The following is a 23,156-nucleotide window of genomic DNA, read 5'->3' as shown; positions in this document are numbered from 1 at the left end:
CAACAGCGCGCGGGGCTACGCTCGGCCCGTGCCGAAACCAGAAGTGGACCCGACCGTACAGATGGAGCTGAGCGTGGACCGCGGCTCCCCCGTGCCGTTGTACTTCCAGCTGTCCCAGCAGCTGGAGTCCGCCATCGAGCACGGCGTGCTGACCCCCGGCACCCTGCTGGGCAACGAGATCGAGCTCGCCGCGCGGCTCGGCCTGTCCCGGCCGACCGTCCGCCAGGCCATCCAGGCCCTCGTCGACAAGGGCCTGCTGGTGCGCCGCCGCGGGGTCGGCACCCAGGTGGTGCACAGCAAGGTCAAGCGTCCGCTGGAGCTCAGCAGCCTCTACGACGACCTGGAGGCGGCCGGTCAGCGTCCCGCCACGAAAGTGCTGGTCAACACCGTCGTGGCGGCGTCCGCCGAGGTCGCGGCCGCGCTCGGGGTGGCCGAGGACGGCGAGGTCCACCGAATCGAACGGCTGCGGCTCACCCACGGGGAGCCGATGGCGTACCTGTGCAACTACCTGCCGCCCGGCCTGCTCGACCTGGACACCGGCCGGCTGGAGGCCACCGGCCTGTACCGGCTGATGCGGGCCGCCGGGATCACCCTGCACAGCGCCCGCCAGACCATCGGCGCCCGCGCCGCCACCGCCGGCGAGGCCGAGCGGCTCGGCGAGGAGACCGGCGCCCCGCTGCTCACCATGGAGCGCGTGACCTTCGACGACACCGGCCGCGCGGTGGAGTTCGGCACCCACACCTACCGGCCCTCCCGCTACTCGTTCGAATTCCAACTGCTTGTGCGGTCCTGACAATCCGCCGCGACGTACGCACTGTGCCGTCTTGATGTCAGGACAATGTGACCGAGTTCCGCTCCCCGCGCGGGGACGCCCGATGCCCGTGTTCGAGAATGGGGCGTTTGGGGCCGGTGCGGTCATCGGCCCCTTGCATACGCAAGAGCACAGCAAGAAGGGCAAGTCCTCGTGTCACGGTTTTCGACCTGGGTGGGCATCGCGCTGGCGGGGGCGCTGAGTCTCTCGCTCGCCGGATGCAGCAGTACCGGCGGCAAACGGGCGGAGGACGCCCGCGCGGCCGCGGCGGCCCAGGGGCAGGCGGCGGTGGACACCCCCCGCTGGACCTTCGCGATGGTCACCCACGCGGGAGACGGCGACACCTTCTGGGACATCGTCCGCAGCGGCGCCGAACAGGCCGCGGTGAAGGACAACATCCACTTCCTCTACTCGCACGACGACGAGGCCCAGCAGCAGGCGCAGCTGGTGGACGCGGCCGTCGACAAGAAGGTGGACGGCATCATCGTCACCCTCGCCAAGCCGGACGCGATGAAGGCGTCCCTCGCCCGCGCCCGCGCGGCCGGCATCCCGGTTGTCACCGTGAACAGCGGCTCGGCCGAGTCCAAGGAGTTCGGCGCGCTCACCCACATCGGCCAGGACGAGACGATCGCCGGCGAGGCGGTCGGCGAGGAGCTGAACGAGCGGGGCCGCGAGAACGCCCTCTGCGTCCTGCACGAGCAGGGCAACGTCGGTCACGAGCAGCGCTGCGACGGTGTGGAGAAGACCTTCGACGGCACGCTGGTCCGCCTCCACGTCAACGGCACGAGCATGCCCGACGTGCAGTCGGCGATCGAGGCCCGGCTCCAGTCCGACGCGGGCGTGGACGCCGTCGTCACCCTCGGCGCCCCCTACGCCGACACCGCCGTGAAGGCCCGCGAGGGCGCGGGCAGCGACGCCGAGATCGACACCTTCGACCTCAACGCCAAGGTCGCCGCCGGCCTGAAGGACGGCAGCCTCGGCTTCGCCGTCGACCAGCAGCCCTACCTCCAGGGCTACGAGGCGGTCGACCTGCTGTGGCTGTACCGGTACAACGCCGACGTCCTCGGCGGCGGCCGGCCCGTGCTCACCGGACCGCAGATCATCACCGAGGACGACGCCGCCGCGCTCGAGGACTACACGCAGCGGGGCACCCGATGAGCGCGACGACTCCCGGCGTATCCCCCGATGTCTCTTCCGATGTCTCTGATGAAAGGTTTCTGCGCAGCTCTTCGCCGCTCCAGCGGCTGCTGACCAGACCCGAGCTCGGCTCCCTCGTCGGCGCGATCGCCGTCTTCTGCTGCTTCGCCCTCGCCGCCGACGGCTTCCTGCGCGCCTCCAGCCTCGGCACCGTGCTCTACGCGTCCTCCACCATCGGCATCATGGCCGTCCCGGTGGCGCTGCTGATGATCGGCGGCGAGTTCGACCTGTCGGCCGGGGTCCTGGTCACGTCGTCGGCACTGGTGTCGTCGATGTTCAGCTATCGGATGACCGCCAACGTCTGGGTCGGCGTCGGCGTGTCCCTGCTGGTCACGCTCGCCGTCGGCGCCTTCAACGGGATCATGCTGGCCCGCACGAGGCTGCCGAGCTTCATCGTCACGCTCGGCACCTTCCTGATGCTGACCGGCATGAACCTCGGCTTCACCAAGCTGATCAGCGGCACCGTCTCCACCAAGACCATCGCCGACATGGAGGGCTTCACCACCGCGCGGGCCCTGTTCGCGTCGACCCTCACCGTCGGCGGCACGCACATCAAGGTCACCGTCCTGTGGTGGCTCGCCCTGGTCGCCCTCGGCAGCTGGATCCTGCTGCGCACCCGCGCCGGCAACTGGATCTTCGCGGTCGGCGGCAACGAGAACGCCGCCCGCGCGGTGGGCGTCCCCGTGGCCCGGACCAAGACCGCCCTCTACATGGGCGTCGCCTTCGGCGCCTGGATCTGCGGCCAGCACCTGCTCTTCTCCTACGACGTCGTCCAGTCCGGCGAGGGCGTCGGCAACGAGCTGATCTACATCATCGCGGCCGTCATCGGCGGCTGTCTGATCACCGGCGGCCACGGCAGCGCCGTCGGCTCGGCGGTCGGCGCGCTGCTCTTCGGCATGACCAGCAAGGGCATCGTCTTCGCCGAGTGGAACCCCGACTGGTTCAAGTTCTTCCTCGGAGCGATGCTGCTCCTCGCCACCCTGCTCAACACCTGGGTACGCCGCCGCGCGGAGGCCTCGAAATGACACGGACCGACCCCCGTACGGCCCTCGTGGAGCTGTCCGGCGTCAGCAAGCACTACGGCAACGTCCGCGCCCTCGAAGGCGTCTCGCTGGAGGTGCACGCGGGTGAGATCACCTGTGTGCTGGGCGACAACGGCGCCGGCAAGTCCACCCTGATCAAGATCATCGCGGGACTGCACCGGCACGACGGCGGCACCCTCGTCCTCGACGGCGAGGAGACCCGCCTCGCCTCCCCGCGCGAGGCCCTGGACCGGGGCATCGCCACCGTCCACCAGGACCTGGCCGTCGTCCCGCTGATGCCGGTCTGGCGGAACTTCTTCCTCGGCTCCGAGCCGCGCAAGGGCATCGGCCCCTTCAAGCGCATGGACGTCGACCACATGCGCCGCACCACCCGCGCGGAACTCCTCCGCATGGGCATCGACCTCCGCGACGTCGACCAGCCCATCGGCACCCTCTCCGGCGGCGAACGCCAGTGCGTGGCCATCGCCCGCGCGGTGCACTTCGGAGCGAAGGTCCTCGTCCTGGACGAACCGACGGCGGCCCTGGGCGTGAAACAGTCGGGCGTGGTCCTGAAGTACGTGTCGGCGGCACGCGACGAGGGCCTGGGCGTCGTCTTCATCACCCACAACCCGCACCACGCGTACCTGGTGGGGGACCGGTTCGTCCTGCTGAAGCGCGGCACGATGGCCGGCAACCACACGCGGGACGAGATCACCCTGGACGAGCTGACCCGGCAGATGGCCGGCGGAACCGAGCTGGACGATCTACGCCATGAACTGCAGCCGACTCAGGGGCGCGGGGCTGTATAGATTTGCGGCTCCGCCGCGTGGGCGCGAGTAACCACGACGCAACCCGCACCCGACAATGATCCACACCACGCACCCGGGATCCATTCGGCACCCGGCGGAGCCGTGCGGCACAATCGCACACGATGAGCACCTACCGCGACTTCACCGCCCCCATCGGCTCCCGCCGCGCCCCGGTCCTGAGAACCGTCGGCACCCGTGAGCGCCGCTCCCACCTGACGGCGCCCCGTGTTCCGACGGTCGGCATCGACATCGGCGGCACCAAGGTGATGGCGGGCGTCGTCGACGCCGACGGCAACATCCTGGAACGGCTGCGCACGGAGACCCCGGACAAGTCCAAGAGCCCCAAGGTCGTCGAGGACACCATCGTCGAACTGGTGCTGGACCTGTCCGACCGGCACGACGTGCACGCGGTCGGCATCGGCGCGGCCGGCTGGGTCGACGCCGACCGCAACCGCGTGCTGTTCGCCCCCCACCTGTCCTGGCGCAACGAACCGCTGCGCGACCGGATCGCCGAACGCCTCGCCGTCCCCGTCCTGGTGGACAACGACGCCAACACCGCCGCCTGGGCCGAGTGGCGCTTCGGCGCCGGCCGCGGCGAGGACCACCTCGTCATGATCACGCTCGGCACCGGCATCGGCGGCGCGATCCTGGAGGACGGTCAGGTCAAGCGCGGCAAGTACGGGGTGGCCGGCGAGTTCGGCCACATGCAGGTCGTCCCCGGCGGCCACCGCTGCCCCTGCGGCAACCGCGGCTGCTGGGAGCAGTACAGCTCCGGCAACGCACTGGTGCGCGAGGCCCGCGAGCTGGCCGCCGCCGACTCACCGGTCGCCTACGGGATCATCGAGCACGTCAAGGGCAACATCGCCGACATCAGCGGCCCGATGATCACCGAGCTGGCCCGCGAGGGCGACGCCATGTGCATCGAGCTGCTCCAGGACATCGGACAGTGGCTCGGCGTCGGCATCGCCAACCTCGCCGCCGCCCTCGATCCCTCCTGCTTCGTCATCGGCGGTGGCGTCTCCGCCGCCGACGACCTGCTGATCGGCCCCGCGCGGGACGCCTTCAAGCGGCACCTCACCGGCCGCGGCTACCGCCCCGAGGCCCGTATCGTCCGCGCCCAGCTCGGCCCCGAGGCCGGCATGGTCGGCGCCGCCGACCTCGCCCGGCTGGTCGCCCGCCGCTTCCGCCGCGCCAAGCGCCGCCGGGTCGAGCGGTACGAACGCTACGAGCGGTACGCGGAGGCCCGCCGTACCACCCAGGAGTCGTTGTGAGCGACGAGTTCCCCCAGCCGCCGGTTCTCCCGGGCGCGCCCCGCCCGGCCGAGGACCGGCGGCACATGATCCGCCGCAGGGCGCTCACCCTGCTGATCATCGTGCTGCTCATCGGCGTCCCGGCCGGGTATCTGGTGATCTCCGCGAACCAGAGCCGGGCCAGCGGCAAGGACAAGGAGGCGAAGTACTCCGCGACCGGCCTCACCGAGGGCTGGCCGTCGAAGGTGCAGCGCCGCCTCTACCAGGTGCCCGTCCCGCACCCCGCCTGGTGGGTGGCCTCCTACGAGACCAACAACTGGAAGACCAGCCGCCTCTACGTCGAGTTCGAGACCACCGACGCGGGCCTGAGCGCCTTCCTCACCAGCATGGGTGTGCGGGAGAGCGGCCTGGAGCAGGACGACATCACCATCAGTGAGCGCGACCGGGAGGTCACCGGCTGGACGTTCGACGGACCCGGCACCTGGTCCGGCCTCGTCCACGAGCAGAAGGACCCGGCGCCCACCCACGACGTCGTCGTCAACCACGACAAGCCGGGCTACCCGAGGGTGTACGTCGTCTCCCGCACCGTGCCCTGATCCCGCCCGCCCCACCGGCCGCCGGGGCCGATTGTCAGACCCCGCCCGTAGAGTCGGGGACGACTGATCCGACAGGCGGGCGGGAGGTGACAGGACGTATGAGCGAGCGGACCGTGACGGCCGGGCGGGACACCGCCGGGACCGGCGACGCGGACGGGACGGACGTCCCCGTCCGGCTCGCGGCCGTCTTCCTCCCGGCACCCCTCCCGCGCGAGGGACGCGTCGCCTTCTACGACCCCGAGGGCGGCCCCGACGGCGAAGAGCCGCCCGGACCACCCGGCGCCTCCGCGTCGCGCACCGACCTCACCGTCGTCCGCCCGCACGGCACGGGGGTGCGGCGGCGGACGACCCCGGCGCTCTCCCTCCCCGTCGACGAGGCCCTGCCGCTGCTGGTCCGCGCCCGGCACGACCCCGCGGCCCACCCCGCCACCGCCTGCTGGGGCGCCGCCGCCCTGCACGCCCTGCGGCTCACCGCCCGCGGCCGGCTGCTGCCCGGTCTGACCGCCACCGGCCACGACGCCTGGCGCGCCGGCCCGCTCGACCCCGACGACGTGGCGCACCTGCGCGCGGTGGCCGCCGCCCTGCCCCACGAGGGCCACGCCGTCCCGCTGCCCGGCCCCGGCCCCCTCCGGCTGCCCCGGCCGGAGGCACTGGTGCGCGCCTTCCTGGACGCGGTCGCCGACACCCTGCCCCGCACCCCGGCCGCGCCGTACGCCTCGGGGCCGCCGTTCGCCGCGCGGAAGGCACAGCGGCTGCCCGACGCCCACGACTGGGCCGCCGAGGTCGCCGCCGGCATGGACGCCGGCGTACGGATCTCGCTCCGCCTCGACCTGTCCGCCTACGACCTCTTCGACACCGGTGAGGGCACCGGCGGGGGAGCCGGCGGGGACGGAGACGGCGCGCGCGGCGCGGGCGCCGCGATCGTCCAGGTCCACAGCCTCGCCGACCCGACCCTGGTGGCCGACGCGGCGGCCCTGTGGGCGGGCGCGGCGGACAGCGCCTTCGGCCCCCGCGCGCGGGTGGACGCCGCCCTCGCGGTGCGCCGCGCGGCCCGGGTCTGGCCACCGCTGGACCGGCTCTCCGACCAGGACGTGCCCGATGTGCTGGCCCTCTCCGAGGAGGAGCTGAACGACCTGCTGGGCGTGGCGGCCACCCGGCTCGCCGCCGCCGGCGTCGCCGTGCACTGGCCCCGGGACCTCGCCCAGGACCTGACCGTCACGGCGGTGGTCCGCCCGGCTCCGGGCTCGGCGAAGGACGGCACCGGCTTCTTCGAGAGCGAGGACCTGCTGCGGTTCGGCTGGCAGCTCGCCCTCGGCGGCGAACCGCTCACCGAGGCCGAGATGGACGCCCTGGCCGAGGCCCACCGTCCCGTCGTACGGCTGCGCGACCAGTGGGTGCTGGTCGACCCCGCCCTCGTCCGCAAGGCCCGCAAACGGGACCTGGGGCTGCTCGACCCGGTCGACGCGCTGTCCGTCGCCCTCACCGGCCGCGCGGAGGTCGACGGGGAGACGGTCGAGGCGGTGCCGGCCGGCGCCCTCGCCGCCCTCCGTGACCGCCTGACCGCAGGGGTGCGGCCCGCCGAGCCGCCGCCCGGCCTCGACGCCACCCTGCGCGACTACCAGCTGCGGGGCCTGGCCTGGCTGGACCTCATGACCTCCCTCGGCCTCGGCGGCTGCCTCGCCGACGACATGGGCCTGGGCAAGACCGTCACCCTCATCGCGCTGCATCTGAAGCGGGCCCGCACCGAGCCGACCCTGGTGGTCTGCCCGGCCTCGCTGCTCGGCAACTGGCAGCGGGAGATCACCCGGTTCGCGCCCGGCGTCCCCGTGCGCCGCTTCCACGGCCCCGACCGCACCCTGGACGGCCTCGACGGCGGCTTCGTCCTCACCACCTACGGCACCATGCGCTCCGCCGCACCGGAACTGGCCGGGCAGACGTGGGGCATGGTCGTCGCCGACGAGGCACAGCACGTCAAGAACCCCCACTCCGCGACCGCGAAGGCACTGCGCACGATCCCGGCTCCCGCGCGGGTGGCGCTCACCGGCACCCCCGTGGAGAACAACCTCTCCGAACTGTGGGCCCTCCTCGACTGGACGACCCCCGGACTCCTCGGCCCGCTGAAGTCCTTCCGCGCCCGGCACGCGCGCGCGGTGGAGACCGGCGAGGACGAGGAGGCCGTCGAGCGCCTCGCCCGCCTGGTCCGCCCCTTCCTGCTGCGGCGCAAGAAGTCCGACCCCGGCATCGTCCCCGAACTGCCGCCCAAGACCGAGACGGACCACCCGGTACCGCTCACCCTCGAACAGGCCGCGCTGTACGAGGCGGTGGTGCGCGAGTCGATGCACGCCATCGAGTCCGCGCAGGGCATGGGCCGGCGCGGACTGGTGCTGAAGCTGCTGACCTCGCTCAAGCAGATCTGCGACCACCCGGCGCTCTACCTGAAGGAGGAGCACGCGCACGCCGGAGGCGACCGGCTCGTGGCCCGCTCCGGCAAACTGGCCCTGCTGGACGAACTGCTGGACACCCTGCTCGCCGAGGACGGCTCCGCCCTGGTCTTCACGCAGTACGTCGGGATGGCCCGCCTGATCACCGCGCACCTCGCCGAGCGCGCGGTCCCCGTCGAACTCCTCCACGGAGGTACGCCGGTGGCGGAGCGGGAGCACATGGTGGACCGCTTCCAGAGCGGCGCGACCCCGGTCCTGGTGCTCTCCCTCAAGGCCGCCGGCACCGGCCTCAACCTCACCCGCGCGGGCCACGTCGTCCACTTCGACCGCTGGTGGAACCCCGCGGTGGAGGAGCAGGCCACCGACCGCGCGTACCGCATCGGCCAGACCCAGCCCGTCCAGGTCCACCGCCTGGTCACCGAGGGCACGGTCGAGGACCGTATCGCCGAGATGCTGGAGTCCAAGCGCGCCCTCGCCGACGCGATCCTCGGCTCCGGCGAGGCGGCCCTCACGGAGCTGTCCGACCGCGACCTGTCCGACCTGGTGTCCCTGCGGAGGCCGGCATGACCCCCCGCCCCTCCGACGAAGCCCGCGCGGCCCTGCGCGCGGCCCGCGCACGGGTGACCCGCGAGCCGACGGCCACGGCCGCACCGGAGCACCGGCCCGCTCCCGATCAGCCGGCCGTCCCGGCCACCGGACAGCCCGACCAACCCCATCGGCCCGCTCGGCCCGAAACCCGGGAACACCGCCCCGGAGACGTGGCCCGTGAGGCGCTGCGGCAGGCGGTACGGGCCCGGCGCGGCACGGCGGGGCCCGCCGACGCGGCGGACCCGGACCGCGAGGACACCGGCGCACCGGCAGCACACCCTCCCGCGGAGGACAGGGCACCCCGTGAAGAGCGGCCCCACGGCGACGGGCCGCCCACCGCCGGGCCGCCCACCGCCGGGCCGCCCACCGCCGGGACGCCGTCCGCGGACCCGGCGGCCGTGGCCGGCGACGGCGCCGGACACCGCGAGGCCCCGCGCCCCGGGGACATCGCGCGGGAGGCGCTGCGCTCCGCGCGCGGGGAAGCGCCGCGGGCGCGTCCGGCACCGGACGGCCGTACGGCGGGCGCCGAACCCCGTGAACGGCGCGCTCCGTCACCCCGCGTCCCGCGCACGACCCGCGGCGACCGCGCCGCCGACGCCCGGGCCCGCGAGGTACGGGAGTCGCTCACGGACGCCTTCCGCATGCCCGGACCGGATTCGGGGACCGACGACGCCCCCGGCCCGGGCGGCACCCTGACGTCACCCGACAGCTCGCGCTCCCGCAGCGGTGTTTCGGTTCCCCTCGGCCTCCCGGCGTCACCCGACAGCTCGCGCTCCCGCAGCGGTGTTTCGGTTCCCCTCGGCCTCCCGGCGTCACCCGACAGCTCGCGCTCCCGCAGCGGAGCTTCGGTTCCCCTCGGCCCCCCGGGGAACACCGCACCGCCCGCACCCGCCACCCCCCGCTCCATGGCCGCCCCCGCCCGCGACGGCGACCTGCGCCGCACCTTCCCGGCGTTCCCGCCCCGGGCCTCGGACAGCGAGGGCTTCGCCGAGACCTGGTGGGGTGACGCATGGGTCACGGCGCTGGAGGAGGGTGCGCTGGACGCCGCCCGGCTCGCACGCGGACGCGGATACGCCGAGCGGGGCCATGTGGACGCCATCACCGTCACACCGGGACTGCTCCTCGCGTATGTGCAGGGCAGCCGCCCGCGGCCGTACCGCGTGCAGGTGCGGCTGCGGACGTTCACTGACGCCGACTGGGAGCGGTTCCTGGACGCCGCCGCCGACCGCCCCGGTCACATCGCGGCGCTGCTGGACAAGGAGATGCCCCAGTCCCTCGCCGACTGCGGAGCGGCGCTGCTGCCCGGCCCCGGCGACCTCGCCCCGCAGTGCAGCTGCCCCGATTCCGGCCACCCCTGCAAGCACGCCGCGGCCCTCTGCTACCAGACGGCCCGGCTGCTCGACGCCGATCCGTTCGTGCTGCTCCTGCTGCGCGGACGCGGTGAGCGCCAGGTGATCGACGCGCTGTCCCGGCTCAGCGCCACCCGCGCGGCCCGCGCCGCCCGGGGGAAGGAACCGGAACCCCTGCCGGACATCCGGGCAGCCGATGTCCTCGCCCGCCGCGACCGCGAACTCCCGCCGCTCCCGGCCCCGCTGCCCCCGCCACCGCATCCCGGGCAGCCGCCCGTGTACCCCGCGTCCCCGGGCGGTCCTGACCCGTTCGCGCTGGACCAGCTGGCCACCGACGCCGCCGCCCGCGCGCACGCCCTGCTCACCACCGGCCGCGACCCGGTCGGCCGGCTCAGCCTCTGGCAGGACGCGGTGCGGCTCGCCGCCGCCCGCCCCGGCTCCGGCCTGACCGCGGCGACGCGCGCGCTGTACTCCTCCCTCGCCAGAGCCGCCGGCCGCACCCCAGCCGAGCTGGCGCGCGCGGTCGCCGCCTGGCGCCAGGGCGGCCCGACGGGCCTCGCCGTCCTCGAGGAGCCCTGGGACCCGCCGGCCGGCCGCTTCGACCGCGCCCGCCCGCTCCTCCTCGCCGCCGACCTCCCCGCCTTCCGCCCCTGGCGCAACCGCCTCACCCACCCACGGGGCCACGTCCAGCTCCGCCTCGGCCGCGACCACCTGTGGTACGCCTACGAGTCCGAGCCGGGCCACGACGACTGGTGGCCCCGCGGCACCCCCGACCCGGACCCCGTGGGCGCCCTGACCGGTCTGGACACACCGGCCGACCTGTGACGGGCACGGGCGGGGCGGCGGGTCCGGCGGCCCTCTCAGCCCCGCCTGCTCGTGGGGACCGGCGCCACGGGTGCGTCGGTCTGCCGGAGTTCGGCCAGGAGCTCGCTCTGACCGGCCAGCAGCTCGGTGAGGATCCGGCGGGCCGCGCGGAGGAGCTCGGCGACGTCGCCGCCGGCGAGGGCGTACCGGACGGTGGAGCCCTCCCGGACCGAGACGACGATGCCGGACCTCCTGAGCACGGCCAGTTGCTGCGAGAGGCTGGACGGCTCGATGTCGATGTCGGCGAGCAGGTCCCGCACCGGCACGGGCCCGTGCTGCAGCAGTTCCAGGACCCTGATGCGCACAGGGTGTCCCAGCATGCGGAAGAACTCCGCCTTGGCCTGGTAGAGGGGGACTTGCATGGGCGCGCACTCCCTGCCGCATCGGGGATGTTCTCCACGGTGCGGCGGCGCCCTCACGGACGCGCCGCCGCACGACGTGCTGTCCTTCGGAGCCGATCCTTCTTGCTCGGCCCGGCGCGCATCCACGGATTGGGACCATGTTGATGTGGTGACTTGAAGAAGTCTTCACATCATGGGCGCGCGTCGACCCGGTTCCCGGGTCGTTCACACCTCCAGCTGTTCTTCGATCCGCTTGAGTTGGTGGCGGGCCATCGCCAGGTTCGACCGGGACTTGTCGAGTACGAGGTACAGGAACAGCCCGTTGCCGTTCCGCCCGCTGACCGGCCGGATGACGTGGTACTGGCTTTCGAGCGTGATGAGGATGTCCTCGATCTGGCCGGTCAGGCCCAGCAGTTCCATGGTGCGCAGCTTGGCCCGGATGACATCCGTGTTGCCGGCGGCCGCGACGGTGAGATCCAGGTCCTTGCCCCCGCCCAGCGTCCCCAGGGCCATGCCGCTGGAGTAGTCGACGACGGCCGCTCCGAGTGACCCTTCGACGGCGGTCATGATGTCCTTCAGTGACACTTCGACAGTTGCCATGGACGTCTCCCTCATCTGTTGTTCCACGGGTTGCGTCGGCCTCGACGGGGCGGTGGTTCCCGCCCCGGCCGCGGTGGCACCGTAGGCAGGTGGCGTCGGCCGGAGGGGACGGGTTTCCGGGGGTGACCCCTAATGACCGGATGCTTGCGTCAGGGAGCTGCTGTCTGATCGGTATCGGTCCGAGAAGTTTCCGCGGTGTCGGCAGCCGTCTGACGGGCTGCTCCGCCGTGTCCGGCGGTCGAGCGCAGATGGTCCACGAGCGAGCGGGCGCCTCGGACCGCGAGGGCGACGGAGGTCAGCGTCGGGTTGCAGGCGGTGGCGGTCGGGATGACGTTGTTGCCGGCGACCCAGAGGCCCCGGGTGTTCCAGACGCGGCTGTGACCGTCGCAGACGCTGGTGCCGTCGTCGGCGGGCCCCATGCGCGTGGTGCCCTGGTAGTGCAGCGAACTGCCGGCGGGCAGGAGGACGGGGGAGTCGTCCAGGGGGACCCCCACGGCGGCTGCCGCCTCGGCGACGGCCTTCTTGGCCTGCTCGATGGCGGTGAGGTCGCGCTCGGTGTAGCGGTGGTGGACACGCATGGCCGGCATCCCGTACGCGTCGGCCGTGGTGTCGTCGAACTCGACCCGGTCGTCCGCGGTGACGTCCTTGGCGCAGAACCAGCCCAGTCCGACGATGGCGCCGGGCTCCACAGCGGTGTCGTCGGCGAGCGGGACGGGGGAGGCGTCGAGCTGCATCACCTGGCCGTGGAAAGGGTGTGCGTCGGTGTAAGGAACCCAGCTGACGCCGCTCTGGGGGACGATGGCGCCGTCTTCGTCCCGGGTGCGGCCGGTGACGGCACGGTGGGCGGTGACGACGTCGTCGGGCAGGCGGGCGGCGTGCACGATCTGCGGCTGGTCGTTGAGGTAGCGGCCCAGCGCGGGCGGACGGATGCCGGAGGCGTGCAGCAGCTGCGGGGTGCGCAGGGCGTCCGCGGCCACGACGACCGCCCGCGCGGTGATCGCCCGCTCTTCCCCGGTGACCAGGTCGCGCACCATCACCCCGGTCGCGGTGCCGGCGTCCAGGACGACGCGCGGGCAGAGACAGCGGTCGGCGATCTCGACGCGCTCGTCGCGTGCCGCCGGACCGAGGACGACGTCGGTGCCGCTCCAGACGTGAGCGCCGTCGGGCCGTCCGGTGACGGCCAGCGGCATCGGGGCCACCCGTCGGTGGACCGGCCGGCCGGCGTCGAGGAGTGCGGACAGCCGGCCGCGTACCTCGTCGGCGAAGGGGGCCTGGTCGAAGGCGTGGGAGTCGACGCACAGGAGCTGTTCGGCCCGGGTGAGATGGGCGTCCATCTCGGCGGCCGGGACGAAGCCGATGCGTTCGCCGCCGCCGGGGCGGGGGCAGGCACCGGTCCAGTGCGCTCCCATGCCGCCGACGTTGGTGGAGAGGGCGGCCGCGGGCAGGTCGGGTGCGCCCAGCAACCACGTGCCCGGCCGGCCGGCCGGACCGGGGCCTTCGGAGGCGCGTTGCGCGCGGGCGCGTTCGCCGGGGTCGGGGATGTTCTTGACGTGGCCGCCGGGCGGGTCGGACAGCCGCGGACCGGCGTCGAGCAGCAGGATGCGGGCGGTGGGGTGGTGGTCGTACACCTCGCGTACATAGGTGCTGCCGGTGGGACCGCTGCCGACGACGACGAGGTCGTAGGAGGTTGCCGAGGGGAGGGACATGGAGGGCTCCGGGGTGAGGGATCAGGCCACGACGAGGGGACGCAGGGTGTGATGGGCGATGGTCAGACCCCGGCAGACCTTCTCCGGGGTGCCACCCCACAGCGGGTCCTCGTGCTCGACCGAGAGGGTGCCGGTGAACCCCGTCTCGTAGAGCCGGTCGACGACGCGGGGCCAGTCGACCTGGCCGCGGCCCGGAACGCGGTAGCGCCACCAGCCGGTGGCCCAGGGGTCGCCGTTCTTGGCGGTGGTGCCGAAGAAGCCGTACCGGTCGCGGGCCACGGGGTCGAGCTCGATGTCCTTGGCCTGGGCGTGGACGATGCGGTCGGCGTAGGGCGTGAGGGTGGTCAGGGGGTCGATGCCGAGCCACATCAGGTGGGATGGGTCCCAGTTGAGGTACAGCCCGAGGGAGAACATCCACTCCCACAGCTCGGGGGAGTAGGCGATGTTGCCGGGATGGCCGTCGGGGTGCCAGCCCTCCATCACGCAGTTCTCGATGACCAGCCGTACGCCGCGTTCGCCGGCGTAGTCGACGAGTTCGGGCAGGATTCGTTCGGCTTCCCGCTGGTTCTCGGGCACGCTGCGGGCCGGGTCACGGCCGATGAAGGTGCCGACGTACGGCACGCCGAGGGCCTGGGCGGCGTCGACGGCGTGTCTGAGGTGGGTGCGGATCCCGGCGCGGCGTACGGGGTCGGGGTGGAGGTTGTTCTCGTAGTACGCCAGGGCGGAGATCTCCAGGCCGGTTTCCCGCGTCAGCCGCTGTACGCGCTCGCGTTCGGCCGCGTCGAAGCGGGCGACGTCGATGTGCGCCGCCTCGAAGTCGCGTCCGCCGGTGCCCGGCCAGACGGCGACCTCCAGGCACTCGTAGCCGGCCTTCGCGGCCCAGCCGGCGACACGTTCCAGCGGCCAGGCGGGCAGGCAGGCGGTGAGCATGCCCAGTTTCATGCGGGGACCTCCGTCCATGTGGCGTCGTCGGCGGCCGAGTCGAGCACGGCCCGGGTCAGCCGGGCGGCGCGCAGCCCGGCGTCGAAGGTGGGCAGGCCGTCGACGCTCTCGCCCCGCACGGCGGCGTAGGTGTCGGCGACGAAATCGGCGAAGCACTCGCGGTAGCCCTGCGGATGGCCGGGCGGCAGCGCGTCCGGCCTTCCCCCGCCGCGCGCGGGATCGCGCGTCAGCACACGGTCGGCGTCCCGGCCGCCGACCCAGAGGCGTTCGGGGTTCTCCTGGTCGAATACGTAGCTGGCGTCCGGGCCGTCGAAGGAGAACCACAGCCGGTTCTTGCGTCCGGCGCTGGCCTGACTGATCACCAGGGAGCCCAGCCCGCCGGTGTCGGTGCGGAAGGAGAGCACCCCGCCGTCCTCGGTGGCCACCGCGCGGCCCGCGCGCACGGGGTGAGCGCGACCGAGCGTGGCCTGTACGGCCGTGACGCGCTGCCCGGTGACGAACTCCATCAGGTCGCACCAGTGGATGCCGATGTCGCCGAAGGCCCGGCTGCCGCCGCCGCGGTCGGTGTCCACACGCCAGTTGTCGGCCTTCGCGTCGGCGAGCCAGTCCTGCAGGTAGGAGCCGTGCAGCAGCCATGGTCCGCGCCGGTCGGCCGCGATCAGGGAACGCGCCAGCCGTACGGAGGCGTAGAAGCGGTAGACGAAGGGCACGGCGGCCACGCGGCCGGTTCGCGCCGCGAGATCCGCGAGGTCCTCCGCCTCCTTCACCGAGACCGCCAGGGGCTTCTCGCAGATCACATGCTTGCCGGCCTCCAGCGCCCGCCGGGCCATGTCGTGGTGCAGGTGGTTCGGCGTACAGACGTGGACGACGTCCACGTCCGAGGCCAGTACGTCCTCGAAGGTGACCGGTCCGGCGCCGGGAACGGCCCCGGCCAGTTCCCGGGCGCGAGCGGGTGAGCTGCCGGCGACCAGCCGCACCCGGCCCCCCGCCGCCGTGACGGCGCGGGCGTGGACGGACCCCATGAAGCCCGTTCCCACGATCGCGGCCTGTACCTGCTGCGTCATGGCAGCCTCCGGCTTCTCCTCCGATGAGCATTCACGGATCCGATGAGCGTTCACGGACAGCACTATTGCACGCGACATGCAAAAGTCGTCAAGAGTGTGCTCCGCCACGGCGGAAGTGCGGAATGATGTCGGCATGTCGCGCCGACCTCCCACCGCCGTCGATCAGTACGAGGCTCTCGCCACCGTTCTGCGCCTGGTGCGCCGCAACCGGGCACGGACCCGCCCGGAACTCGGCGCCGCCGCCCTGCTGGGGCGCACCGTCATCTCCCAGCGGGTGGAGGAGGCCATGGAGCTGGGGCTGCTGGAGGACGCCGACACCGGTCCGTCGAGCGGCGGCCGGGCGCCCAGGCGGCTGCGGTTCCGGTCCGAGGAGGGGGTGGTGCTGTCGGCGGTGCTCGGCGCCGCGGCGCTCGACGTGGCGGTCACCGATCTCGACGCCGGGGTGCTGGAGCACCGGCACCTGGAGTGGCCCGTCGCACGTGGCCCCGAGGAGACGCTCGAGTTCCTCGACGGCCGGTTCGCGGACCTGCTCGAAGGGCGCGGTCAGGCGCGGCTGTGGGCCGTGGTGATCGGCGTTCCCGGACCGGTGGAGTTCGCGACGGGGCGGCCCTCGCAGCCGCCGATCATGCCCGGCTGGGACGGCTTCGACGTCCGCGGGCGGCTCCAGGACCGCTACGGCGTGCCGGTCTGGGTCGACAACGACGCCAACCTGCTCGCCCTCGGCGAGGCCCTGACCGCGGGGTTGGACGACGACCGGCACATGATCTTCGTCAAGGCCGGCACCGGCATCGGCGCGGGCATCGTCAGCGGGGGGAGGATCCACCGCGGCAGCAAGGGCGCCGCCGGCGACATCGGGCACGCCCGCGTGCTGGAGGACAACTCCGTGATGTGCCGGTGCGGGCGCACGGGCTGCCTGGAGGCGCTGGCGGGCGGCTGGGCGCTGGCCCGCGACGCGGTCACCGCCGTCCACGAGGGGCGCAGCCGCTTCCTGGCCGACATCCACCGGACCACCGGGGAGATCATGCCCGCCGACATCGGCCGCGGTGTCGCGGCGGGTGACCCGTGGTGCCTGACCGCGGTGGCACGGGCCGGCGAGCGCATCGGCAGCCTGATGGCCGCCCTGGTGAACTTCTACAACCCGGACTGCCTCGTCTTCGGCGGGGGCGCCGTCACCGGCGCGGACACCTTCCTCCGTGTCGTCGACCACACCGTGCGCAGCCGGGCCCTGCCCCTCGCCTCGGCGGACCTGACCATCAGGGCCTCGGTCGCGGGCGACACCGGCGGCGTCGTCGGCGGGGCCCACCTCGCGGTGGAAACGCTTCTGTCGGCGGACGCGCTCGCCGCCTGGGCGCCGCACGGAAGGCCCTCGGCGGTGGAGCCCGCGCGCCTCGTGACCGGCCCCTGAGGCGCCCGCTCCCGGGCCGCCGGACGGACCGGCGGTGCGACCGCGGGCGGGGAGACGGAACGGGCGCAGGCGCCATTCGTTGTGTCGATGACGTACAGGAGTATGGCTGAGACCATTGACTTCCGTTTGTCGCGTGCATAAGTTCCGACGGCAGCGAGCGGAGTCGGAACGAGCTCCGCCGCAGTCACCGGCAGCCGCCCCTTCCCCCCGCCTTTCGTGCGTCGTGGCGGCTCGCCCTCTGCTTCCCGAAGGGACTCGAGGATGAGTGCCGTGCCCTCACCCGCCACCGGCGTAGCCCCCCAGCCCTCCGCCGGGCCACCTCAGCCGAGCAGGTCCGCCCAGCTCGGCTACGGACTCGGCGACCTGGCGTCCAACCTGACCTGGACCACGCTGACGGCGTTCCTGCTGTACTTCTACACCGATGTCGCCGCCCTGGCCGCCGCCACCGCCGGGACCATCCTGCTCGTCGGCCGGATCGCGGACGCGGTCATCGACCCGGTGGTCGGCCTGGCCGTGGACCGCACCCGCAGCCGCTTCGGCCGCGCCCGCCCGTACCTGATCTTCGCCGCGCCCGTACTCGGCGTCGCCTTCGCCCTGGCCTTCACCACGCCCGGCACCGGCACCACGGCGGTGATCTGGGCCACGGTCACCTTCGTCGTCGTAGGCGTCAGCCACTCGCTCGTCAACGTCCCGTACGGCGCGATGCTGCCCATGCTCACCGATGACACCGACACGCGCCTGAAGATGAGCGGCTACCGGTTCGTCGGCGCCTCACTCGGCCTGATCACCGTCTCCCTCGCCGTCATGCCGCTCGTCGGAGCTCTCGGCGGTGCCGACCGGGCCCGCGGCTTCACCGGCATGGCCGTCGTCCTCGGCGCGGCCGGCACGCTCCTCTACTGGATCGTCGCCCTGCTGTGCCGGGAACGCCCCGTCCCACCGGCCGCCCGCGAGACCACCTCCCTGCGCGCCCTCGCCTCCCTGCCCCGCAACCGCCACTGGCTCGGGGTGAGCGCCGCTTCCCTGGTCGCCTTCGTCCGCCTGGGCATCATCACCGCGGGCGCCGTCTACTACGCCCGTGACGTCCTCGACGACACCTGGGCCACCAGCTACATCCTGCTGGCGTTCTCGCTCTCGGCCCTGGTCGGTTCCCTCGTCACCCCGTGGTTCCTGCGCCGCACCGGCAAGCGCCGCGGCATCAACATCGGCCTCGCCGCGACGGCGGTCCTGTACGTCCTCCTCTTCTTCCTGGACGGACAGCCGGCCGCGTTCATCACCGTCTTCCTCCTCGCCAACCTGCTCGGCGGGTTCGGCTTCGTCGCCGCGCCCGCGCTGGTCTCGGACACCGTCGACCACCACGAAACCCTCACCGGCCGCCGCGACGAGGGCCTGCTGTACGCCGGCTACAGCTTCGCCACCAAGGTGGGCACCGCACTCGGCGGCTCCCTCTTCGCCTGGGCACTCGCCTGGGGCGGATACCGCGCCGAACACGTCTCCGACCGGGCGAGCCAGGCCATCGAGTGGGCCTTCATCGGTCTTCCGGCCGTGCTCTGCCTGGCACAGGCGGTCTGCATGGGCCTGTACGGCCTCGAGAAGCGCCACGCCTGACCGCGCTCCGCGGGCCGCCGCGACCGGCAGCCCTTCCACCTCTCACGAAAGACCACCATGCTCGAACGCCCGATCATCCAGCAGCGCGGCTTCCGCAACACGACCGACGACACCGGTGTCACCGGCTTCCGGCTCCAGTTGCGCAACCCCAACTACCGCGGCGTCGCCGGCAGCCTCGTCGACGGTGCCGACGTGATCGTCGACGGCCGCACGTTCCCCCGGGAGGCGCAGCGCTGGACGCTGCGGGGCCGCACCTTCACGCTCGACGAACTGCGTGCCTCCACGGACGTACGGTGGCAGCTCGACGAACCGGCCACGCTGTCCGTCCCCCACCCGGGCGGCCTGAGCGCGGGCGTCCATCAGGTGGAGGTCGCCGTCCACCTGCGCCGGCCCTACATCCCCGAGGTCGCCGGCCCCTCGGTGTTCCGCTCCTCCGCCGCGATCACGATCGTGCCCGACGACCCCGGGACGTACGGACCGCGCTACGGCGTCTCGCTCTACAGCTACTCAGGCGACCTCTACACCTCGATGACCCTCCAGGACGCCATGGCCGACATCGCCGACCTCGGCGCGACCGGCATCGAGATCCTCGGCGAGGGCAACATCCCCGGCTACCCGGACCCCGACCCGGTCTGGGTCGACACCTGGCACCGGCTGCTGGACCGGTACGGGCTCACGCCGACGAACTACGGCTCCTGGGTCGACACGGCCATGTGGCGCGACCGGGACCTCACCGTCGAGGAGGGCAGGGACCGGCTTGAACGCGACCTGCGGCTGGCCAAGCTGCTCGGCTTCACCTCCGTCCGCCCCAAGTTCGGCGTCGTCACACCGGAACTCGACCCGCACCCCATCTGGCAGCCCGCCGTGGAGCGGGTTCTCGACCTCGCCGCGGACCTCGACATCGTCATCTGCCCCGAGATCCACAGCCCCACCCCGATCAGGCACCCGGTCACCCAGGCGTACCTCGACTTCATCGACCGCACCGGCAGCGACCACTTCAAGCTGCTCATCGACACCGGCATCTTCCAGACGGCACCGGTCGACGACGGTCACGAGGGCTTCGAGGGCAGGAAGCGCCCGGCCTTCCTGGAACCCCTGGCCGTCCCCATGAGCGACCTGACCGACGTACTGCCGCACGTGCACTTCATCCAGGCGAAGTTCTTCGAGATCGACGACCGGCTCACCGACCTGCACATCCCCTGGCCGGAGATCGTCGCCACGCTGCGCGCGGCCGACTGGCGGGGCTGGCTGTCGAGCGAGTACGAGGGCCGGCGCGAGCCGTACCGGGGCCGCGACCAGGTCCGCCGACAGCACGCCCTGCTGCGGACCCTGAGCCGGGACGCCCACCTCGACTGACGGGCGAGACGGGCCCGTCCCCTCCCCGTGCCCCGACAGCGTCGTTCCTGCCGTACGAGGCGGAGCGCCGGTGGATGTCCGCGTGTCCGAGACCGTGTGGACGCCCTCGTGCGAGCGAGCGCGGACTCAATCGGACGCCGTGACCGGGGACCACTCGCCGAACCACTGCTCGGCGCCGTAGGCCTCGAACCGCTCCACCTCGATGAAGCCCAGCTTCGCCGCGAGGCGCATCGAACGGACGTTGGCGGTCTGGGTGGCGAGCACCACCGGTTCGTCGGGAAGCGCGCCGGCGAACCAGCCGAGCGCCGCTGTGCACGCCTCGGAGGCGTACCCGTGTCCCCATGCGTGCGGCAGGAACAGGTAGCCCAGCTCGGCCTTCCCGGCAGCCCGAGGAAGGTGTCCGGTTCCTCTGGTGAGCGTGATCCGGCCGATCATCGCTCCGTCGAGATCGACGGTGAAGAGGCCGGGGCGCCGGCCGGGCGCCCCGGGCATCTCGCGTTCGAGCTCGACACGCGGTCGAGGGCCACCGAGGTAGGTGCCCACCTCCGGCGAGGTCAGCAACTCGATGACCGCCGCACGGTCCTGGGCTTCGGGCTCACGGAGCACCAGCCGCTCGGTCCTGATCGGGGCAGGGGGCCAGGCGACGGGTCCGAGGTCGGTCATGCCGGCCAAGCTACCCGGCGGGCTCGGCAGCGATCAAGGCTCGTTGGGGGGGTACGCGCCGCACCACGGAGCCGGAGGGAAGTCACCATGACCGCCATGTCGTGCGTCACGTGGGGGGAACGGAGCCGGGGGTGTGACCGAAGGTGCGGCGGAAGACGCTGATGAAGGTGCTGGCGGACGACCAGCCGCACCGGTGGGCGACCGTGGTGACGGGGGTGTTGTCGGCCAGGAGGACCAGCGCGTGGTGGAGCCTGACCTGGGTGCGCCACTGGGGGTAGGTGAGGCCGAGGTCGTCGCGGAGGTGACGCGAGAGCGTGCGGGCGCCGGCGCCGATCTGTCGGCCGAGTTCGTCGAGTGACCGGTTGTCCGCCGGGTCGGCGCGCAGGATGTCGTGCAACTCCCGGAGCAGGGGGGTGGTCGGGGCGGGCAGGTGCAGCGGCTGTTCGGGAGCGGCCTTCAGCCGGTCGAGCATGACGGCGCGCAGGCGCAGGCGGGGTGGGCTGTCGTCCTCGGGGGTGAGCGTGTAGGCGACGATGAGCTCGCGGAGGAGGGGACCGACGGCGAGGACGGCCGGCTTGTCGAGACCGAGGGGATTCACCGCGGCGGGCAGGCCGACGAGGTGGAGGTCGAGTTCGCCGTGGGCCTGGTGATGGTGGACGGTGCCCGCCGGAATCCAGAGCGCGCGGGTGGCGGGAGCGACCCATGAGCCGGCGTCGGTGGTGACGGAGATCGTCCCCCGGCCGGCGTAGACGATCTGGTGGTCGTCATGGCGGTGGGCGTCGATCTCGCCCCCGGAGGCGAGACGCTGGGTCCGGGTCGGCGCGACAGGTGTGTGGCGGACTTTCTGCATCACTTGGCACTTTATCGAAAGCGGGACACCGGCCGGGCCGCCCAGCATGGGGAGATGCGAAGGAACACACCGATCTGGCTGCTGGCCGTGGGGCATGCCTGCGTCGACGTCTACCAGGGTGCCGTGGCGGCGCTGATCCCGTTCTTCGTGGCCGAACGTGACTACGGCTACGCCGTCGCTTCCGGCATCGTGCTGGCGGCTTCGCTGCTGTCGTCGGTCGCCCAGCCGGTCTTCGGCGTGCTGACCGACCGGTGGGCGATGCCGTGGCTGCTGCCGGCCGGCACGCTGCTGGGCGGCGTGGGCATCGCGCTGAGCGGCCTGAGCGGCTCGTACGGGCTCACACTGACGTTCGTCGCGATCTCGGGGATCGGTGTGGCCGCCTACCACCCCGAGTCCGCCCGCGTCGCCAGACGTGCCGGTCGGGGCAGCCACAGTGCCATGAGCTGGTTCTCCCTGGGCGGCAACCTCGGCTTCGCCCTGGCACCCATCATGGTCTCGGCCGTCATCGGTCACGGCTCGCTGCGCTGGACCCCACTGCTGGTTCTGCCCGCGCTCGTCGGCGCCACCCTGTGCGTGCCGACGCTCCGGATGCTCGGCCGGCAAACGGCCGGTGCCTCCGGGACGACCTCGGCCAAGGGCACCGACGACGTGGCCTCGTTCGTGAAGCTGTCCCTGGCGGTCGTGTTCCGTTCCGTCGTCTTCGTCGGCCTGAGCACCTTCATCTCGCTCTACGTCCAGCAGCGCGCGCACAGTGGCGCGGCCGCCGGAACCGTGGCCTTGTTCCTGCTGTTCCTGGGCGGGGCCGTCGGCTCGGTGCTGGGCGGCTTTCTGGCCGACCGCTACGACCGGGTGCGCGTCTCGCGATGGTCCTACCTGCTCTCGACCGCCGCCGTCGCCGGAGTGATCCACGTGCCCGGTCCGGCCGTGTTCCTCTTCGTGGCCCTCACCTCCGCCGGCCTGTACGTCCCCTTCTCCCTCCAGGTCACCCTCGGCCAGGACTACCTGCCCTCCCGGGTCGGCACCGCCGCCGGCGTGACCCTCGGCCTCACCGTCAGCGTCGGCGGCCTGATCAGCCCCCTGCTGGGACACCTGGCCGACGCCACCTCCCTCCGGACGGCTTTGACCCCCCTGATCGCCATGCCCGCCCTGAGCTGGCTCCTCTTCCGCGCCCTGCCCGAGCCCGTCGCACCAGGACGTGAACGACTCCAACCGAGCGTCAGAAAGGAAAACTGCTCGCCGGAGCCCGCCCGCCTCCGAGAAAACGCGCAGGCCCCGAACACGTACGGGCATGTCACGGGAAGTCCCGGTCCGACGGAAAAGGATGATGCGTACGGGGCTTGACCACAGCTACCGGATCTTTGTGCCTGCCCAGAACGTCACCAGGGCGCTGCACGAGCTCACCAAGCCGGCGCCGCCGCCCCGTCGAGTGACGCCGCTCACGGTCACCCTGCCCGGCGGTGACCGGGTCGTCGTCCCGTTCACATCCCGTTTCAAGAGCGAACCGGTGGACTGCTCCACAGGCGGCAGCCTCGAACTCGACACCTCGATCATGTTCGGCGTCGACGAAGCGGTGCGCGAGTTTCACGACAGTGACGCCGAACCCGACGAGTTCGGAAGAGTGCAGATCGGATACATCTACCTCACGGTGCGGTTCGCGCCTGAGCGCCACCCGCGCTTCGCGTCGCTGGACTTCGTGG

19 protein-coding genes are annotated in these 23,156 nt (G+C 72.7%); 12 read left to right on the top strand and 7 right to left on the bottom strand.

Annotated elements, in window-relative coordinates; all coding sequences use genetic code 11:
- The first annotated feature begins 61 nt into the window (after positions 1 to 61).
- The 8 genes from ACIA6T_RS18125 (at position 62) to ACIA6T_RS18090 (ending at position 10,888) form a co-directional block, all read left to right on the top strand.
- Positions 62 to 793 carry a GntR family transcriptional regulator gene (locus tag ACIA6T_RS18125; protein ID WP_399447489.1) on the top strand — a complete coding sequence of 244 codons (732 nt, stop codon included), beginning with the start codon at positions 62 to 64 and terminating at the stop codon, positions 791 to 793.
- A 171-nt stretch (positions 794 to 964) separates the two neighbouring features.
- Positions 965 to 1,969, top strand: a complete 1,005-nt coding sequence (locus ACIA6T_RS18120; RefSeq protein ID WP_399447451.1) for a sugar ABC transporter substrate-binding protein — start codon at positions 965 to 967, stop codon at positions 1,967 to 1,969.
- Positions 1,966 to 3,033 (top strand): ABC transporter permease, encoded by a 1,068-nt coding sequence (locus tag ACIA6T_RS18115; protein ID WP_399447450.1) that lies wholly within the window; start codon positions 1,966 to 1,968, stop codon positions 3,031 to 3,033. Before ACIA6T_RS18120 ends, ACIA6T_RS18115 begins: the two co-directional genes overlap by 4 nt.
- A complete protein-coding gene (locus ACIA6T_RS18110; RefSeq protein WP_399447449.1) occupies positions 3,030 to 3,839 on the top strand; it encodes an ATP-binding cassette domain-containing protein in 810 nt (269 codons plus the stop codon). Before ACIA6T_RS18115 ends, ACIA6T_RS18110 begins: the two co-directional genes overlap by 4 nt.
- 122 nt (positions 3,840 to 3,961) lie before the next feature.
- The gene (locus ACIA6T_RS18105; protein ID WP_399447448.1) at positions 3,962 to 5,110 is read left to right on the top strand and encodes an ROK family glucokinase; all 1,149 of its coding nucleotides are present in this window, start codon (positions 3,962 to 3,964) and stop codon (positions 5,108 to 5,110) included.
- Positions 5,107 to 5,685, top strand: a complete 579-nt coding sequence (locus ACIA6T_RS18100) for a sugar kinase (RefSeq protein ID WP_399447447.1) — start codon at positions 5,107 to 5,109, stop codon at positions 5,683 to 5,685. Before ACIA6T_RS18105 ends, ACIA6T_RS18100 begins: the two co-directional genes overlap by 4 nt.
- A gap of 98 nt (positions 5,686 to 5,783) precedes the next feature.
- Complete coding sequence (locus tag ACIA6T_RS18095) at positions 5,784 to 8,693, top strand: DEAD/DEAH box helicase (protein WP_399447446.1); 2,910 nt, start codon at positions 5,784 to 5,786, stop codon at positions 8,691 to 8,693.
- Complete coding sequence (locus ACIA6T_RS18090) at positions 8,690 to 10,888, top strand: SWIM zinc finger family protein (protein ID WP_399447445.1); 2,199 nt, start codon at positions 8,690 to 8,692, stop codon at positions 10,886 to 10,888. The genes ACIA6T_RS18095 and ACIA6T_RS18090 overlap by 4 nt, the downstream gene beginning before the upstream one ends.
- Before the next feature lie 35 nt (positions 10,889 to 10,923).
- Here ACIA6T_RS18090 and ACIA6T_RS18085 read toward each other — a convergent pair whose 3' ends face one another.
- The 5 genes from ACIA6T_RS18085 to ACIA6T_RS18065 form a co-directional block, all read right to left on the bottom strand.
- Positions 10,924 to 11,289 carry an ArsR/SmtB family transcription factor gene (locus ACIA6T_RS18085; protein WP_399447444.1) on the bottom strand — a complete coding sequence of 122 codons (366 nt, stop codon included), beginning with the start codon at positions 11,287 to 11,289 and terminating at the stop codon, positions 10,924 to 10,926.
- Between the two features lie 204 nt (positions 11,290 to 11,493).
- On the bottom strand, positions 11,494 to 11,868 hold the full coding sequence (locus ACIA6T_RS18080; protein WP_073931149.1) for a hypothetical protein: 375 nt from the start codon (positions 11,866 to 11,868) through the stop codon (positions 11,494 to 11,496).
- 149 nt (positions 11,869 to 12,017) lie between these two features.
- Positions 12,018 to 13,574 carry a GMC oxidoreductase gene (locus tag ACIA6T_RS18075; protein ID WP_399447443.1) on the bottom strand — a complete coding sequence of 519 codons (1,557 nt, stop codon included), beginning with the start codon at positions 13,572 to 13,574 and terminating at the stop codon, positions 12,018 to 12,020.
- Between the two features lie 21 nt (positions 13,575 to 13,595).
- On the bottom strand, positions 13,596 to 14,516 hold the full coding sequence (locus tag ACIA6T_RS18070; RefSeq protein ID WP_399447442.1) for a sugar phosphate isomerase/epimerase family protein: 921 nt from the start codon (positions 14,514 to 14,516) through the stop codon (positions 13,596 to 13,598).
- Positions 14,513 to 15,580, bottom strand: a complete 1,068-nt coding sequence (locus tag ACIA6T_RS18065; protein ID WP_399447441.1) for a Gfo/Idh/MocA family protein — start codon at positions 15,578 to 15,580, stop codon at positions 14,513 to 14,515. Before ACIA6T_RS18065 ends, ACIA6T_RS18070 begins: the two co-directional genes overlap by 4 nt.
- Positions 15,581 to 15,713: 133 nt before the next feature.
- On the opposite strand from ACIA6T_RS18065, the gene ACIA6T_RS18060 reads away from it, so the two are divergent.
- The 3 genes from ACIA6T_RS18060 (at position 15,714) to ACIA6T_RS18050 (ending at position 19,946) form a co-directional block, all read left to right on the top strand.
- Positions 15,714 to 16,985 (top strand): ROK family protein, encoded by a 1,272-nt coding sequence (locus ACIA6T_RS18060; protein WP_399447440.1) that lies wholly within the window; start codon positions 15,714 to 15,716, stop codon positions 16,983 to 16,985.
- A gap of 261 nt (positions 16,986 to 17,246) precedes the next feature.
- Positions 17,247 to 18,590, top strand: coding sequence for an MFS transporter (locus ACIA6T_RS18055; RefSeq protein ID WP_399447439.1), 1,344 nt, complete (start codon positions 17,247 to 17,249; stop codon positions 18,588 to 18,590).
- Positions 18,591 to 18,647: 57 nt separating this feature from the next.
- The gene (locus ACIA6T_RS18050) at positions 18,648 to 19,946 is read left to right on the top strand and encodes a DUF6379 domain-containing protein (RefSeq protein ID WP_399447438.1); all 1,299 of its coding nucleotides are present in this window, start codon (positions 18,648 to 18,650) and stop codon (positions 19,944 to 19,946) included.
- A 126-nt stretch (positions 19,947 to 20,072) separates the two neighbouring features.
- Here the strand turns inward: ACIA6T_RS18050 and ACIA6T_RS18045 are convergent, their stop codons facing one another.
- Together ACIA6T_RS18045 and ACIA6T_RS18040 are read right to left on the bottom strand one after the other, a co-directional pair.
- Positions 20,073 to 20,609 (bottom strand): GNAT family N-acetyltransferase, encoded by a 537-nt coding sequence (locus ACIA6T_RS18045; protein WP_399447437.1) that lies wholly within the window; start codon positions 20,607 to 20,609, stop codon positions 20,073 to 20,075.
- Positions 20,610 to 20,715: 106 nt separating this feature from the next.
- Positions 20,716 to 21,459 (bottom strand): AraC family transcriptional regulator, encoded by a 744-nt coding sequence (locus ACIA6T_RS18040; protein ID WP_399447436.1) that lies wholly within the window; start codon positions 21,457 to 21,459, stop codon positions 20,716 to 20,718.
- 54 nt (positions 21,460 to 21,513) lie between these two features.
- Here ACIA6T_RS18040 and ACIA6T_RS18035 point away from each other — a divergent pair, with 54 nt between their 5' ends.
- Positions 21,514 to 22,800, top strand: a complete 1,287-nt coding sequence (locus ACIA6T_RS18035; protein WP_399447435.1) for an MFS transporter — start codon at positions 21,514 to 21,516, stop codon at positions 22,798 to 22,800.
- Positions 22,801 to 23,156: the final 356 nt, after the last annotated feature.

The sequence above is a fragment of the Streptomyces sp. NPDC051740 genome (assembly GCF_044453165.1).
Classification (GTDB): domain Bacteria; phylum Actinomycetota; class Actinomycetes; order Streptomycetales; family Streptomycetaceae; genus Streptomyces; species Streptomyces atrovirens.
The sequence above is the reverse complement of the archived record's forward strand: the minus strand, read 5'-3'. Positions and strand labels throughout refer to the sequence as shown.